Annotated in this window: 15 protein-coding genes, 1 tRNA gene and 1 pseudogene; 9 read left to right on the top strand and 8 right to left on the bottom strand. The window is 69.1% G+C overall.

What is annotated here, in order from left to right; translation table 11 throughout:
* Positions 1–269 (bottom strand): annotated as a pseudogene (locus ACFE8Y_RS17435) (hypothetical protein); the annotation flags it as partial.
* A 174-nt stretch (positions 270–443) separates the two neighbouring features.
* Here ACFE8Y_RS17435 and ACFE8Y_RS17430 point away from each other — a divergent pair.
* Complete coding sequence (locus tag ACFE8Y_RS17430) at positions 444–1010, top strand: hypothetical protein (RefSeq protein WP_375465646.1); 567 nt, start codon at positions 444–446, stop codon at positions 1008–1010.
* Between the two features lie 30 nt (positions 1011–1040).
* Here ACFE8Y_RS17430 and ACFE8Y_RS17425 read toward each other — a convergent pair whose 3' ends face one another.
* From ACFE8Y_RS17425 to ACFE8Y_RS17415, 3 genes are all read right to left on the bottom strand, one after another.
* Positions 1041–1745, bottom strand: coding sequence for a glutathione binding-like protein (locus ACFE8Y_RS17425; protein WP_375465645.1), 705 nt, complete (start codon positions 1743–1745; stop codon positions 1041–1043).
* Positions 1746–1857: 112 nt separating this feature from the next.
* Positions 1858–2211: a DUF6883 domain-containing protein gene (locus tag ACFE8Y_RS17420; protein WP_375465644.1), complete on the bottom strand. Its 354-nt coding sequence runs from the start codon at positions 2209–2211 to the stop codon at positions 1858–1860.
* Entirely contained in the window at positions 2208–2459 is a 252-nt protein-coding gene (locus ACFE8Y_RS17415) for a DUF4926 domain-containing protein (RefSeq protein WP_375465643.1), read from the bottom strand. Before ACFE8Y_RS17415 ends, ACFE8Y_RS17420 begins: the two co-directional genes overlap by 4 nt.
* Positions 2460–2589: 130 nt before the next feature.
* Between ACFE8Y_RS17415 and ACFE8Y_RS17410 the strand changes: the two genes are divergently transcribed.
* Positions 2590–2666, top strand: a tRNA-Pro gene (locus ACFE8Y_RS17410).
* Positions 2667–2691: 25 nt separating this feature from the next.
* A complete protein-coding gene (locus ACFE8Y_RS17405) occupies positions 2692–3003 on the top strand; it encodes an ETC complex I subunit (RefSeq protein WP_375465642.1) in 312 nt (103 codons plus the stop codon).
* Between the two features lie 4 nt (positions 3004–3007).
* Here ACFE8Y_RS17405 and ACFE8Y_RS17400 read toward each other — a convergent pair whose 3' ends face one another.
* From ACFE8Y_RS17400 to ACFE8Y_RS17390, 3 genes are read right to left on the bottom strand one after another with little or no spacing between them, the layout of a single operon-like run.
* Positions 3008–3472, bottom strand: a complete 465-nt coding sequence (locus ACFE8Y_RS17400) for a nucleoside deaminase (protein WP_375465641.1) — start codon at positions 3470–3472, stop codon at positions 3008–3010.
* A 53-nt stretch (positions 3473–3525) separates the two neighbouring features.
* Positions 3526–4593: a spore photoproduct lyase family protein gene (locus ACFE8Y_RS17395; RefSeq protein ID WP_375465640.1), complete on the bottom strand. Its 1068-nt coding sequence runs from the start codon at positions 4591–4593 to the stop codon at positions 3526–3528.
* Between the two features lie 50 nt (positions 4594–4643).
* Positions 4644–5366: an SHOCT domain-containing protein gene (locus ACFE8Y_RS17390; RefSeq protein ID WP_375465639.1), complete on the bottom strand. Its 723-nt coding sequence runs from the start codon at positions 5364–5366 to the stop codon at positions 4644–4646.
* Positions 5367–5626: 260 nt separating this feature from the next.
* Between ACFE8Y_RS17390 and glgX the strand changes: the two genes are divergently transcribed.
* The 3 genes from glgX to ACFE8Y_RS17375 all read left to right on the top strand — a co-directional run bounded on the left by glgX (position 5627) and on the right by ACFE8Y_RS17375 (position 10547).
* Positions 5627–7894: a glycogen debranching protein GlgX gene (gene glgX, locus ACFE8Y_RS17385; protein WP_375465638.1), complete on the top strand. Its 2268-nt coding sequence runs from the start codon at positions 5627–5629 to the stop codon at positions 7892–7894.
* A gap of 112 nt (positions 7895–8006) precedes the next feature.
* On the top strand, positions 8007–8387 hold the full coding sequence (locus tag ACFE8Y_RS17380) for a response regulator (protein WP_375465637.1): 381 nt from the start codon (positions 8007–8009) through the stop codon (positions 8385–8387).
* Positions 8388–8579: 192 nt separating this feature from the next.
* Positions 8580–10547: an AI-2E family transporter gene (locus ACFE8Y_RS17375; protein ID WP_375465636.1), complete on the top strand. Its 1968-nt coding sequence runs from the start codon at positions 8580–8582 to the stop codon at positions 10545–10547.
* A gap of 119 nt (positions 10548–10666) precedes the next feature.
* On the opposite strand, the gene ACFE8Y_RS17370 is transcribed toward ACFE8Y_RS17375, so the two are convergent.
* Positions 10667–10900 (bottom strand): hypothetical protein, encoded by a 234-nt coding sequence (locus ACFE8Y_RS17370; protein ID WP_375465635.1) that lies wholly within the window; start codon positions 10898–10900, stop codon positions 10667–10669.
* A 452-nt stretch (positions 10901–11352) separates the two neighbouring features.
* Here ACFE8Y_RS17370 and ACFE8Y_RS17365 point away from each other — a divergent pair, with 452 nt between their 5' ends.
* The 3 genes from ACFE8Y_RS17365 to ACFE8Y_RS17355 all read left to right on the top strand — a co-directional run.
* Positions 11353–12975: a hybrid sensor histidine kinase/response regulator gene (locus tag ACFE8Y_RS17365; RefSeq protein ID WP_375465634.1), complete on the top strand. Its 1623-nt coding sequence runs from the start codon at positions 11353–11355 to the stop codon at positions 12973–12975.
* Between the two features lie 31 nt (positions 12976–13006).
* Positions 13007–13315, top strand: coding sequence for a plasmid stabilization protein (locus ACFE8Y_RS17360; protein ID WP_375465633.1), 309 nt, complete (start codon positions 13007–13009; stop codon positions 13313–13315).
* A 190-nt stretch (positions 13316–13505) separates the two neighbouring features.
* Positions 13506–13834 (top strand): aldehyde dehydrogenase family protein (locus ACFE8Y_RS17355; RefSeq protein WP_375465632.1); only part of this gene is annotated, 329 nt, incomplete at its 3' end.

Raw genomic sequence — 13834 nt, 5'->3', positions numbered from 1 at the left:
CTCTTAGCCAGTGCCGGATTGCCGCCGTCCTTGTCGTAGCGCTTGAAGAAATACGCGTTGCCGCCATACTCGTTGATCGGTTGCATGGTTTGATCGGTCTCGTGATGCGCCGTCGCCAGGGCGTAGGCGAGCCAGCGGTCGTCTTCGGCCGCGTGATCCGCCTCCCACGCATCGAGCAACGCAGTAAGCCCCTTGACCTGGGGCGCTTTCATCGCCCCGTGGAACAGGCGCAGTCGGATCGTGTCGAAGAAGAATTTGCGGTTGATCATCGCGTTTCCTCGATATCTGCTGAAGCCGGCCTCATGCACAATGCATCCTCGCATCGGACAGTCTGTCGATGACGGTATCCAGTCAGGGCGAGGGGAAACAACTATAAATGGCGGCTGTGGATTGACAAGACGCATCCGGTGACGCGAATGATTTCCAGAAGCAGGGCGTCGTCATTGAAGAGCATCGAAAATCCGCGGTATTCTCGATGCTTCGCCGTGGTTATGTGTCTGTCGGTGATGTCGACGCTGCCCGTTGCAGCAGTCTCGCGCCCGTCTCCGCGGGACGGCAAGCCTCACGCGAAGCCCGACCCGGTCTTCGTGAAGGTCGTCGTAGACCTCAGATCGCGTACGCGGTTGGCGGTTGTGCTTCCCAGCCGTCTTCCGGATCTGGGGCAGGGCCGCACGAAGCTCTACGCTTCGCTGAGTGAGGCGACGCCGCGTGGCTACGAGATCGTGCTGGGGTTCACTCCGGACTGCAGCGGAGGTACTGCGTGCCGTATCGGTACGATCGGCGCACGCATGGTGGCAGCGCCGCAGGTCCAGCTGGAGGGCAAGGCCGTCACGCTCGGCAACGGGACGGCGGGGTGGTTTGCGCCCGCGACCTGTGGCGCGAGTTGCTCGGATTCCCTCGTCACGTGGCGGGACGGGGAGACCGAGCGGTTCGTGGGGATCAAGGCCGCGGACGAGAAGGCGGTGATCGCCCTCGCCGACGCCGTCGCGAGCGGCGCCCGGGTCCGGTAGCGCCCGGCTGCGACGAACGGAGCGATTTGGTCAGCGCTTGGTGTTGCTCGCCGTCTGCCCGAACATCACCTTCTTGGCGTCCTCGCTCATGGTCTTGCCGTGCTCGGGGTTGACCTCCGGCGCCCGCGCATAGGCCGCCTTCGTGCCGGGACGCTCGGCGATGGCGTGGAACCAGCGCTTGAGGTTCGGATGGTCGTCGAGGTTCTGGCCCTGCCGCTCCCACGGCACGATCCAGGGATAGGCCGCCATGTCGGCGATGCCGTAATCGCCCGCGACGTAGTCCCGGTCGGCGAGCCTCCGGTCGAGGACGCCGTAGAGCCGGTTGGTCTCGTTGACGTAGCGGGCGATGGCGTAGGGGATCTTCTCCGGCGCGTACTGCGAGAAGTGGTGGTTCTGGCCGAGCATCGGCCCCAACCCGCCCATCTGCCAGAACAGCCATTCCAGCGTCTGCGCTCGGCCGCGTAGGTCGGTGGGTAGGAAGCGGCCGGTCTTCTCGGCGAGGTAGAGCAGGATCGCGCCCGACTCGAACAGCGAGACCGGCGCGCCGCCGCCGGTTGGCGCGTGGTCGACGATCGCCGGCATACGGTTGTTGGGCGCGATCGTCAGGAAGTCCGGATCGAACTGCGCGCCCTTGCCGATGTCCACCGGCTTGATCGCGTAAGGAACGCCCGCCTCCTCGAGGAACATCGTCACCTTGTGGCCGTTCGGCGTGGGCCAGTAGTAGAGATCGATCATCTCAACGTCCTCGACGGCGCATCTGCTGCTGCCGCGCTGGAGGTGGGTCGCGGGCCGAGGCCGGTCAAGCGGCACCGTGCTCAGGGTCGATAAGTCGGGGGTCTCGCGAACATCAGCGGTTCAGGTTCTCGAGCGGAAATGCGGTGATGAACAGGGCTGTCGGTGGCGCGTCGTAGTTCCAGATGGTTCGGATATGGGCGCGGCGACCATCTGGTGACTCCAGGAAGCCATCGTAGATCAAGCGAAGCTCACTCACCGTCCCGGTCTGGTACCTGAACGTATGCGCCGTGCGTGGACGCTGGAGCAATGCGCGGGCCAGAATATCAGGCCTCTCCAAGCTGAAGCCGAACTCGATGAAGAACTTTGCCCGGCCTTTGTTGGCGGCACGGTCGGGTGCGAGGAGAAATCGGGTTACCTTGTGGTCGCGAAGTGCGAAATTTTTGACATTCGGGCGCTCGCCGGTCACGCCGCCGAGATCTCCACCAAGCGCAATTCGATGGCAAGTACGGTCGCCAGAGCACCGAAAGACTCCGGGAACTCGATTGCGTAAGCTAAACCTTCCTTGATGATGTCGACCACAGTTCCTTCCATGCCGGCGGGAACTTCATCTCCTTCATCCGTCACGACGGCACGCTTGATCGTGACCTGATCAAGGTCCTTGAACGTCGTCAGCGGTTCGCTGCCCTGCACGAAGAAGAAGGCGTCGGCGGTCATGGGCTCAAGATTGCGCACTGTATGAACGCGCGCAGGCCTGCGAGCCGGTCATCGATCAGTTCCGTGCGCTTTCTGGCGCCTTGCCTCATGGAGGCCGGAACGCTACCTCTAACGGGCCTTCAACGGCTGTCGGGGTGTAGCGCAGTCTGGTAGCGCACCTGGTTTGGGACCAGGGGGTCGTAGGTTCGAATCCTATCGCCCCGACCATCATCTGCCGGAGCTTAAACCTTCCATGTCGAGCGCCCGCATCTTCCAGCCGTCGAAGGACGCCTCGCAGTCGGGGCTCGCCCGGACCAAGGTGTGGCACCTCGAATTCGATCAGACCGCGCCGCGCGAGACCGACCCGCTGATGGGCTGGGTCGGCTCCTCCGACATGCTGCAGCAGGTGCGCCTGAAGTTCGAGACGCTGGAGGAGGCCGTGGCCTACGCCAGGAAGGCGGGCATCGCCTACCGGGTGGAGGAGCCGCAGAAGACTGCGCTGCGCAAGGGCCTGTCCTACTCCGACAACTTCAAGTTCAACCGCACCGCGCCCTGGACGCACTGAGGCGTCACGCCCCGTCCTTGCGGGCCTTCCAGGCGGCGTAGGGTTCGCTCGCGTCCGGGACCGGCAGGTGGGCGAGCCGCATCGGCTGCGCGTCGAGCGGCCGGCACAGCTCGGCGTAGATCTCGGCGCCGAGCAGGCCGAAGCCGGCCGCCGTCCCGGCCGTGTTGGCGAAGTAGCCCTCGCGGATGCCGGAGAGCCGCATCGCGGCGTGGCACATCGGGCAGGGCTGGCCGCTCGCGTACATGATGCTGCCGGACAGGTCGCGGCTGCTGAGGCGGGCGCTCGCCGCGCGGAGCGCCGCCATCTCGGCGTGGCCCGTCGGGTCGTTGGTGATGTGGACGTTGTTGGCGCAGCGCGCGAGCACCTCGCCGCCGCGGACCAGCACCGCGCCGTAGGGCGTGCCGCCGTCGCGGACGTTGGCCGCCGCGAGCGCCACCGCCTCGCTCAGGTAGTCTTCGTGGCTGGCCATCGGGCGTGTGCCCCTCCGCGTTACCTCCGCAACGCGCGGGCGCGCGAAGGGGTTCAGAATGCGTAGCGAACGGTGCAGTAGGGCATCGTCTCGGCGAGCAGTGCCGTGAAGCGGGCGAGCCACCGGCCCTTCCAGCCGGCGCGGTAGCGCAGGTTCGCGCCGCCGCCCTCCGAGACCTTGGCCTCCTGGATGTCGGGCCGCCACAGCAGGTCCTCGGCCCGCGGATGCCAGCCGAGGTTGACCGCGTGCAGGCCCGCGTTGTGGGTTAGCATGATGACCTCGCACTTGAGCTGAGCCTTGGCCGCGTCGGAGATCGTGCCGTCGATCTCGCGGAACAGCACCTGCCAGTCCGCCTCCCAGCCCTCGTAGAGGATCACCGGCGAGAAGTTCACGTGGACCTCGTAGCCGGCAGCGACGAAGTCGTCGATCGCGGCGATCCGCTCAGGGATCGGGGCGGTGCGCACGTCGACGACCCGCGCGATGCGCGCCGGCATCAGCGAGAAGCGGATGCGGGTTTTTCCTCGCGGATCGTAGGCGAGCAGGTCGCGGTTGACCGCCTTCGTCGCGAACGAGCCCTTGGCGTTCGGGAGCGTCCGGAACAGCGCGACGAGGTCGCGGACGTTGTCGCAGATTGCGGCATCGACCGAGAGGTCGCCGTTCTCGCCGATGTCGTAGACCCAGGCCGCCGGATCGATCGCGTCGGGCTCCGGCAGCGGTCCCTGCTTGGCCGCGTGGCGCGTGATCGCGGCGCAGGCCGCCTCCACGTTCACGAACAGCGAGATGGGGTTGGAGAAGCCCTTGCGGCGCGGCACGTAGCAGTAGGCGCAGGCCATGGCGCAGCCGTTCGAGGTCGAGGGGGCGATGAAGTGGGCGCTGCGCCCGTTCGGGCGCATGGCGAATCCCTTCTTCACCCCGAGAACCAGGGTCGAGCGCTTGATCCGCACCCAATCCTCGACTGAGCCCGCATTGCCGTGCAGCTCCGGGATGTTCCAGTGCGAGGGCACCGCGATCCGTCGGGCCTCGGAGTAACGCGCCAGGATCTCGCGGCCGCGCGGGAAGTCGGTCACCGCCGGCTCGTGGTAGATCGTCGTGACGTCGAGGAGGTCGCGGGTGAGGGCCATGCGGGGTCCGGCGGACGGTGCGGCCGCCGGACCGATATGGCGCGGCCGCCTCAGATCCGCGAGAGCAGCTCCGCCTTCTTGTCGGTGAACTCCCGCTCGGTCAGCACGCCGCGGCGGTGAAGCTCGGCCAGCCGCTCGATCATCGCGATGATGTCGCCCTGCGCCGGGGCGGGCGGCGCGGCGGCAATGCCGTCCCCGCGAGGCGCCGCCGGCCCGTCCGCATCGAGGCGCCTCAGCGCGTGGAGGGCGACGCTGCCCCCCGGACCGGTGAAGCGCAGGTCGCCGTTGGCCTGCGAGACCCCGGAGATGCGGTGCTCGCCGGTGTCGTACAGGGCGAGCCCGGTGCCCGATTCGATCGCCAAGCGCCGGAGTTCGGGGAAGTAGGCGTAGCGCAGCCCGTCCTGCGCGCCGGCGCTCGACGGGGTGCCGAGGGCCGCCGGCCACCACGCGCCGCCGCCGCGCCCGGCCGTGGTCAGGCCCGGCCCCGTCCATCCGGCCGCGGGCAGCGCGCCGGCCAGCTCCGCGCAGAGGCCCGCGACCCGCGCTTTGAGCTCGGCGTCGAACATCCGCCCGACCATGACCATCCCGCCGGAGAACCACTGGCCCATGCCGCCGAGCTCGGGGTGTTCGAATTGGGCCATGGTGCCGTTCCCGGCCTCCAGCGCCCGCATCAGGTGGCGCACGGCCTCGAGGCTCACCCCGTGGCGCTCCGCCACGGCCTGGAGACCGGAGGCGTGGTCGGGTCCCTCGTCGTTCATCGGGGCTCCTGCCATGGGGTCTCCTGCGCCGGACGCGCCGTCTCGCCTGATCCAGGACTATGGCGCGTCCCGGCGGCCCACGGAAGAACCCCCGGCGCCGAAAGCGTCCCGGCGGACGCCGGCCCGCGGGTGCGGGCGGCGGTGCCTGCCGCGCTGCAAAAATTTCATGCGCCGCGGAGCTTCGCCGTTGCCGACACGTTCACAATCCGGCTCGGGCACCCCGCTGCCGAACGCAGGGCGGGCCTCGCCACGAGGCCCGGGCCGACGGAGTGATCATGGCCGACCATAACCGATACGCAGCCTCCACGCGGCCGAGCCGGTCGCGCATCAAGGAAGGCCAGCCCTATCCCCGCGGCGCCACCTGGGACGGGCTGGGCGTCAACTTCGCCCTCTTCTCGGCTCATGCCACCAAGGTCGAGCTCTGCCTGTTCGACGAGGCCGGCGAGCAGGAGATCGAGCGGATCGCGCTGCCCGAGTACACCGACGAGGTCTGGCACGGCTACCTGCCGGACGCCCGCCCCGGCACCATCTACGGCTACCGCGTGCACGGCCCCTACGAGCCGGAGGCCGGCCACCGCTTCAACCCCAACAAGCTCTTGATCGACCCCTACGCCAAGGGGCTCACCGGCTCCATCACCTGGAACCCGGCGCTGTTCGGCTACCGGATGGAGACGGGCGACGACCTCACCTTCGACGAGCGCGACAGCGCGCCCTTCACCCGCCGGAGCCAAGTCATCGACCCGGCCTTCACCTGGGGCGCCTACCGCAAGCCGAACGTGCCGTGGGAGAAGACCATCATCTACGAGGCCCACGTGAAGGGCCTGACCAAGACCCATCCCCGGGTGACCGAGCGCCTGCGCGGCACCTATGCCGGCCTCGGCACGCCGGACGTGCTCGACTACATCAAGAGCCTCGGCGTCACCGCGGTGGAGCTGCTGCCGGTCCACGCCTTCGTGCAGGACGACTACCTGCAGGAGAAGAACCTCGTCAATTACTGGGGCTACAACACGATCTCGTTCTTCACCCCCGCCCGCCGCTACGCCGCGGTGCCGGACTTCGCCTTCTCGGAGTTCAAGGAGATGGTCGCCCGCCTGCACGGGGCCGGCCTCGAGGTGATCCTCGACGTGGTCTACAACCACACGGCGGAGGGCAACGAGAAGGGCCCGACGCTGTCGTTCAAGGGCATCGACAACGCCTCTTACTACCGGCTGCTGCCGGGCCAGGAGCGCTACTACATCAACGACACCGGCACTGGGAACACCTTCAACCTCTCGCATCCCCGCGTGCTCCAGCTCGTAATGGACAGCTTGCGCTACTGGGCCACCGAGATGCGCGTCGACGGCTTCCGCTTCGACCTCGCCACCATCCTCGGGCGTGAGCCGCACGGCTTCGACGAGGGCGGCGGCTTCCTCGACGCCTGCCGCCAGGACCCGGTCCTGAACGACGTCAAGCTCATCGCCGAGCCGTGGGATTGCGGCCCGGGCGGCTACCAAGTCGGCGGCTTCCCGCCCGGCTGGGCCGAGTGGAACGACCGCTTTCGCGATGATGTCCGCGGGTATTGGAAGGGCGACGAGGGCCTGCTGCCGGACCTCGCCGCGCGCATCACCGGCTCGGCCGACAAGTTCGACAAGCGCGGGCGGAAGCCCTGGGCGTCGGTGAACTTCCTCACGGCGCATGACGGCTTCACGCTGCACGACACCGTCGCCTACAACGAGAAGCACAACGAGGCCAACGGCGAGGACAACCGCGACGGCCACTCGCACAACCTGTCCTACAATTACGGTGCGGAAGGGCCGACCGACGATCCGGAGATCCGCGCGGTGCGGCTCCGGCAGATGCGCAACATGCTGGCGACCCTGTTCCTGTCGCGCGGCACGCCGATGCTGCTCGCCGGCGACGAGTTCGCCCGGACGCAGCACGGCAACAACAACGCCTACTGCCAGGACAACGCGGTCTCGTGGATCGACTGGGCGGCGATCGGGCCTGAGGAGCGGGATCTGGCCGAGTTCACCCAGCGCCTGATCCTGCTGCGCACCGCCCTGCCGATCCTCAGCCGGGGCCGGTTCATGACCGGGCGCTACGACGAGGAGTTCGGCGTCAAGGACGTGACGTGGCTGCGCCCGGACGGGGCCGAGATGGAGGGCGAGAACTGGAGCGACGGGGGCGCGCGCTCGCTCGCGGTTCTGCTCGACGGCCGCGCCCAGGCCACCGGCGTCCACCGCCGCGGCGGCGATGCGACCTTGCTCATCATGTACAACGCCTACCACGACCTCGTGTCCTTCACCCTGCCCGAATCGGTCGGCGGCTCCGCCTGGACGCGGCTCCTCGACACCAACCTTCCGGACAGCCAGGAGGTCGCGAGCTTCAAGTCGGGCGAGCGCTACGACGTCACCGGCCGCTCGATGCTGATGTTCGTGCTCAAGCCCGACGACACGCCCGGCGGCGCCTCCATGGAGATGGAGCGGTCCTACCAGCACGTGATGCAGGCCTTCGAGCGGGCCAACATCGAGAACGTCCACTTCAACCTCGCGGACGAGGCCTGAACCTTAGCCCCCGGCACGCAACCTGCGACGGAGCGAACACGAAGGGACGATCGTCGGCCGCCGCGCGTTGGACAGCAACGCGCGGCGGCTTGCGTGAAGGGGTCATCCGCTCATGCCCAAGATTCTGCTGGTCGAAGATCACGAGGAGATCTGGGATTTCCTCTCCCGCCGGCTCAAGCGCCGCGGCTACGAGGTGATCCTCGCCCACGACGGCGAGGCCGGCGTGCAGCAGGCGCGCGCGGGCCGCCCCGACGTGATCCTGCTCGACATGAACCTGCCGATCCTCGACGGATGGTCGGCCGCCCGCGCCCTGAAATCCGGCAGCGACACACGCGCCATCCCGATCATCGCGCTCACCGCGCACGCCATGTCGGGGGACCGCGACAAGGCGATCCAGGCCGGCTGCGACGACTACCACGCCAAGCCCGTCGATTTCTCGAAGCTGCTCAGCCAGATCAGCGCGGCCCTGGGTGAGACCGCGCCGGTGGTGTGAAGGCGCTCTACCCTCTCCCCTGCGGGAGAGGTTGGCCCTCGGCTCACGCGAGGGTCGGGTGAGGGGAGCGCCGTATCCGGCACCGTCGCTCCCCTCTCCCGACTTAGCTCGCGGGCCATCCTCCCCCGCAGAGGGGGGAAGGAAGGGCGGCGTACCGGCCAGCGGCGATGAAGCGTAGCGGAGCGTGATTCCATGAGCGACGATCCGGTCACCGCGCGGCGCCTGAAGCACGGGCTGCCGGTCTTCGTCGCGCTCGCCTCCGTCCTCCTCGTCGTGTCGGCGATGGCGGCGCTGTACTTCGGCCGCGACATCATCGTGCCGGTCACCCTGGCGATCCTGCTGAGCTTCGTCCTCGTCCCGGCGGTGCGCGCGCTGAGGCGCATCCGCGTGCCGCGGGTCCCGGCGGTGCTGCTCGTGGTCGTGGTGGTGTTCGGCGCCCTGTTCGGCATCGGCAGCCTGATCGCCCGCGAGGGCGGCCAGCTCGCCGCCGACCTGCCGCGCTACTCGCGGGTGATGCAGGACAAGGTCAAGGCACTCCGCGGTGCCACGGCCGAGGCCGGCACCCTCTCGCGCATCGTCGACGTCGTCCAGGACCTCGGCAGGACGCTCCAGCCGCCGCCCGCGCCGGAGCTGAGGGGCGAGCCCGGCTCGGCCGGCCATCCGCTCACCGTCGAGATCCGGGCCGCCGGCGCCGGCCTCATCGAGAACCTTCAGACCTTCGCCGGCCCGATCCTGCATCCCCTGGCCACCACCGGCCTGATCCTGATCTTCACGATCTTCATCCTGCTCCAGCGCGAGGACCTGCGGAACCGCATGATCCGGCTCGTCGGCTCGGGCGACCTGCGCCGCACCACCGCGGCGATCGACGACGCGGCCGGCCGCCTGAGCCGCTTCTTCCTGGCCCAGCTCGCTCTGAACGTCGCCTTCGGCCTCGTGATCGGGGCCGGCCTGTGGCTGATCGGGGTGCCGAGCCCGACGCTGTTCGGCGTGCTCGCGGCGATCCTGCGCTTCGTGCCCTACGTCGGCGCCGCGATCAGCGCGCTGCTGCCGCTGGTGCTGGCCGCCGCCGTCGATCCGGGATGGAACATGGTGATCGCGACCGCCGTGCTGTTCCTCGTGGTCGAGCCGATCTGCGGGCACGTGATCGAGCCGCTGCTCTACGGCCACTCCACCGGCCTCTCGCCGATCGCGGTGATCCTCTCGGCGACGATCTGGACGTTCCTGTGGGGCCCGATCGGCCTCGTGCTCGCCACCCCGCTCACCGTCTGTCTCGTCGTGCTCGGGCGCCACGTCGACCGGCTCTGGTACCTCGACGTGCTGCTCGGCGACCGGCCGGCCCTCGACCCGCCCGAGATCTTCTATCAGCGCATGCTGGCCAACGACCCGGCCGAGGCGATCGACCAGGGGCGGCAGTTCCTGAAGGAGCGGGCGCTCGTCACCTACTACGACGAGGTCGTGCTGGAGGGCCTCCTGCTCGCGCAGGAGGATCTCGCGCGCGGCACCCTCGACCGGGAACGCCAGGGCAGGGTCGGCGCCGCGGTCCGCGCCGTCGTTGCCGGCCTCGGGACGGCCGCGGTCGCCCGCCGCGCCCGCAACGGTTCGTCCCGCCCCGGCAATTCGGAGGCCGCCGCCGCGGTCGCCGCCGCCGGGCCCGACCGCGAGGTCGCCGCCGTCGTCCTCGCGCACGACGACCTCGCACCGGCGTGGCGCGGATCTGCGCCGGTACTCTGCGTCTCCAGCCGCGGCCCGTTCGACGAGGCGGCGACGCAGATGCTGAGCCAGACGCTGGCGCGCCACGGCCTGCCCGCGCAGGTGATGGCGATGGCCGCGATCCGCGCGGGCGAACGGCCGCGGGACCCCTCGGGCATCGCGCTGATCTGCTTCTCCTACCTCGAGCCGGTGAGCCTGTCGCAAATCCGCTTCACCGTCCGGCAGGCGCGCCGCGCCGTACCGGGCGTGCGCGTGCTGGTCGGGTTCTGGCGCGAGCGCGACCCGGCCACCCTCGATCGGCTGCGTCGGGCGACCTCGGCCGATGTCCTGGCGACCACCCTCAACGAGGCGCTGGCAGCGGCGCTGGCGGCCGCGCGCGCCGATGCGGCCGCTCCGGTCGAGCGGCCGCGCGCCGCCCCGCCCATGCGGCTCGCGCAGAATGCGGCGTAGGCGGACTGGGGCAGCTTTGGGCGCTCCCCGACGATGTGGACGCCGGTTCGTCGTCAGAGCCGCGCGACACAACCAAAGACTGAGAGACGTAACCCGATCCAACGGGATCGGGCACGGCTCTAGTCGTTCGGGGTCATCAGCTTGATCGCGATGCCGTGGGCATCGCGCTCGAAGATGTGGGCGACGTCCTGCACCAGCCAGCGCGACGGCGCGGACTCGAACCCGATGATGACGCACTCGCCGATCCGCGGAACCGGCTCCCCGGGCGCGAACGCGATCGTCCGGCGCAACGAGCCGACGCCGTGACCCGAGACCTCGTCCGGTGCGAGGAAGACCACGTCGATGTCGGACATTCGCGATAGGCCGTCGTCTTCAGGGCGCGTCGTTGCAAACCCTCACGGCCCGGTCAGCAAGAGCCGCGCCGCCGATGAGCAGGACGCTTCGCACAATCTAATCACCCGCGGCACCGTCGAACAACTCCGCGTCCAGTTCGTAGAGGATAGGCTCGCGTCGTGCCGCGATTTGGCACGGCCGGCACTGTGCGCGGAAATCGCAGTGAGGCGTTCTGGATCTGTGGATGGATCGGTTCCCGGTTCGCCGCGTTGCAGCAACAGAGACGGTTGCGCTAACCCGCAGACGGTTCCGATCGTGGAGCTGGCAACGACGCGAACCGTCTCCTGACGGCGACCGCTGATCGGCACGTCCCGTCCGGGCGTCCCAGGCTTCCAGCGGCGGATGCCCGCCGGATCCGGACCTTCGACCAACCACGTGGCGGGATGATGCGCAGGGTCGAGACACCGTCGACATGACCAGGACACCGGAGACGCCGCCTACCGGCAGGATCACCCGCGTCGGCGCCGGAGCGGTGGCCAACGTGTCCGACCCGAAGAGCGAGATCTTCTTCGCGGCCGTCGAGACCACCCGGATGCCGATGATCGTCACGGACCCGCACCAGCCCGACAATCCGATCATCTTCGCCAACCACGCCTTCGCCGCGATGTCGGGCTACGCGCCCGAGGAGCTGATCGGCCGCAACTGCCGCTTCCTCCAGGGGCCGGAGACCGACCGGGCATCGGTCGAGCAGCTGCGCGCGGCGATCGCGGAGCGACGCGAGCATAGCACCGAGATCCTGAACTACCGCAAGGACGGCTCGACCTTCTGGAACGCGCTGTTCGTCTCCCCCGTCCACGATACGAACGGCGCGCTGGTGTACTATTTCGCCTCGCAGCTCGACGTCTCGCGCCGGCGCGACGCCGAGGAGGCGCTGGGGCAGGCGCAGAAGATGGAGGCGCTGGGCCAGCTCACCGGCGGCATCGCCCACGACTTCAACAACCTGCTTCAGGTCATCGTCGGCTACGTCGACATCCTCAGCGCCGGCCTGGAGAAGCCGGAGGCCGACCGGGCGCGGCTCGGCCGCGCCGCGCAGACCATCCGCCACGCCGCCGAGCGGGCGACGGCGCTGACGCAGCAGCTTCTCGCGTTCTCGCGCAAGCAGCGGCTGGAGGGCCGCACGGTCAACCTCAACGCCCTGATCGAGGGCATGGGCGAGCTGCTCGCCCGCTCCATCGGCGAGACGATCGCGGTCGACCTCGACCTCGCCCCCGACCTTTGGAACTGCCGCGTCGACCCGACCCAGGCCGAGGTCGCGATCCTCAACGTCGTGATCAACGCCCGTGACGCGATGCCCGACGGCGGTCGTATCCGGATCGCCACCGAGAACCGGGACGTGGAGGCGAGCGACATTACCGGCACCGGTCCCCTGCGGACTGGCCGCTACGTCGGGATCGCGATCGCTGATTCCGGCACGGGCATGCCGCCGAGCGTGCTGGCGCGGGTGATGGACCCGTTCTTCACCACCAAGGAGGAGGGCAAGGGCACCGGGCTCGGCCTGTCGATGGTCTACGGCTTCGCCAAGCAGTCGGGCGGGGCGGCGCAGATCGAGTCGACGCTCGGCGCGGGCACCACCGTCCGCCTGTCGTTTCCCGCGACCGAGACGCCGGTGAGCGATCTGCCGAAGGCGGCGACCCGCGCCATCGACCGCCAGGGTACCGAGACCGTCCTGATCGTTGACGACCGCGAGGACGTGGCCGAGCTCGCCCGGACGATCCTGCGCGATTTCGGCTACACGACGCTGATGGCCGGCAACGGCCGGGAGGCCCTGGAAATCCTCGACGGGAACGACCGCATCGATCTGATCTTCACCGACCTGATCATGCCGGGCGGCATGAACGGTGTGATGCTCGCCCGCGAGGCGCGCCGCCGCCAGCCCAGGCTCAAGGTGCTCCTGACCACGGGCTACGCTGAGGCGAGCCTCGAGCGAACCGATGCGGGCGGATCTGAGTTCGACCTCCTGAACAAGCCCTATCGCCGCACAGACCTTGTCCACCGCGTGCGCGCCGTCCTCGACAGTCCGACGGGTAACGGCTGAGGGTCCGTTCGGAGCGGACGAGGAGGAAGCCATGCCGCAGGGCGACAAGGCGAAGTACACCGACAAGCAGATCCGCAAGGCCGAGCACATCGCGGACTCCTACGCGTCGCGCGGTGTTCCAGAGGGTGAGGCCGAGGCGCGCGCCTGGGCGACGGTCAACAAGGCCGACGGCGGCGGCAGGAAGCCCGGCGGCTCCGGCCGGGGCCGGGCGACGGGCCATCCGGCAGCGCACGCGGGTGGGCAAAAGGGCGGCGCCGCGTCCGGCGCGCGCACGCCCGAGCAGCGTTCGGCCTCGGCGAAGAAGGCTGCTGCGACCCGCAAGGCCCGCAAGGATGCGTGAGCGCGGGCATTTCCACCCGTCCGTGGTCGCCAGCGCGCCCGGTTCGGCGTAGGCTGACCGGACGGTGCGACCGGTAGCCTATGGCCAAAAGTCTAACTTGCTTTGGGCGGTCATCTGCCCTTGGCTGCGAGGGGCCAGTGAGAAGCCCGGAACGCCGGCGCGCCATGCCGTCCCACGGAGGAACATCACCATGAACAAGCCGGAATTCCTGGCCGACGCCAGGACGAAGTCCCCGTTCTCGGCCCGCTACGAGAACTTCATCGGCGGCCAGTGGGTCGCGCCCACCAACGGCCGCTACTTCGAGAACACCTCGCCGATCACCGGCCGGGTCATCTGCGAGGTCGCCCGCTCCGACGCGCAGGACGTGGACAAGGCGCTGGATGCCGCCCACGCCGCCAAGGAGGCCTGGGGCCGCACCGCGCCGGGCGAGCGCGCCCGCATCCTCAACAGAATCGCCGACCGGATGGAGGAGAACCTCGATCTCATCGCGCTCGCCGAGACCTGGGACAACGGCAAGCC

The organism is uncultured Methylobacterium sp. (assembly GCF_964242245.1).
In the GTDB taxonomy this organism is placed as follows: Bacteria; Pseudomonadota; Alphaproteobacteria; order Rhizobiales; family Beijerinckiaceae; genus Methylobacterium.
This window is presented reverse-complemented; position numbering and strand designations above follow the sequence as displayed.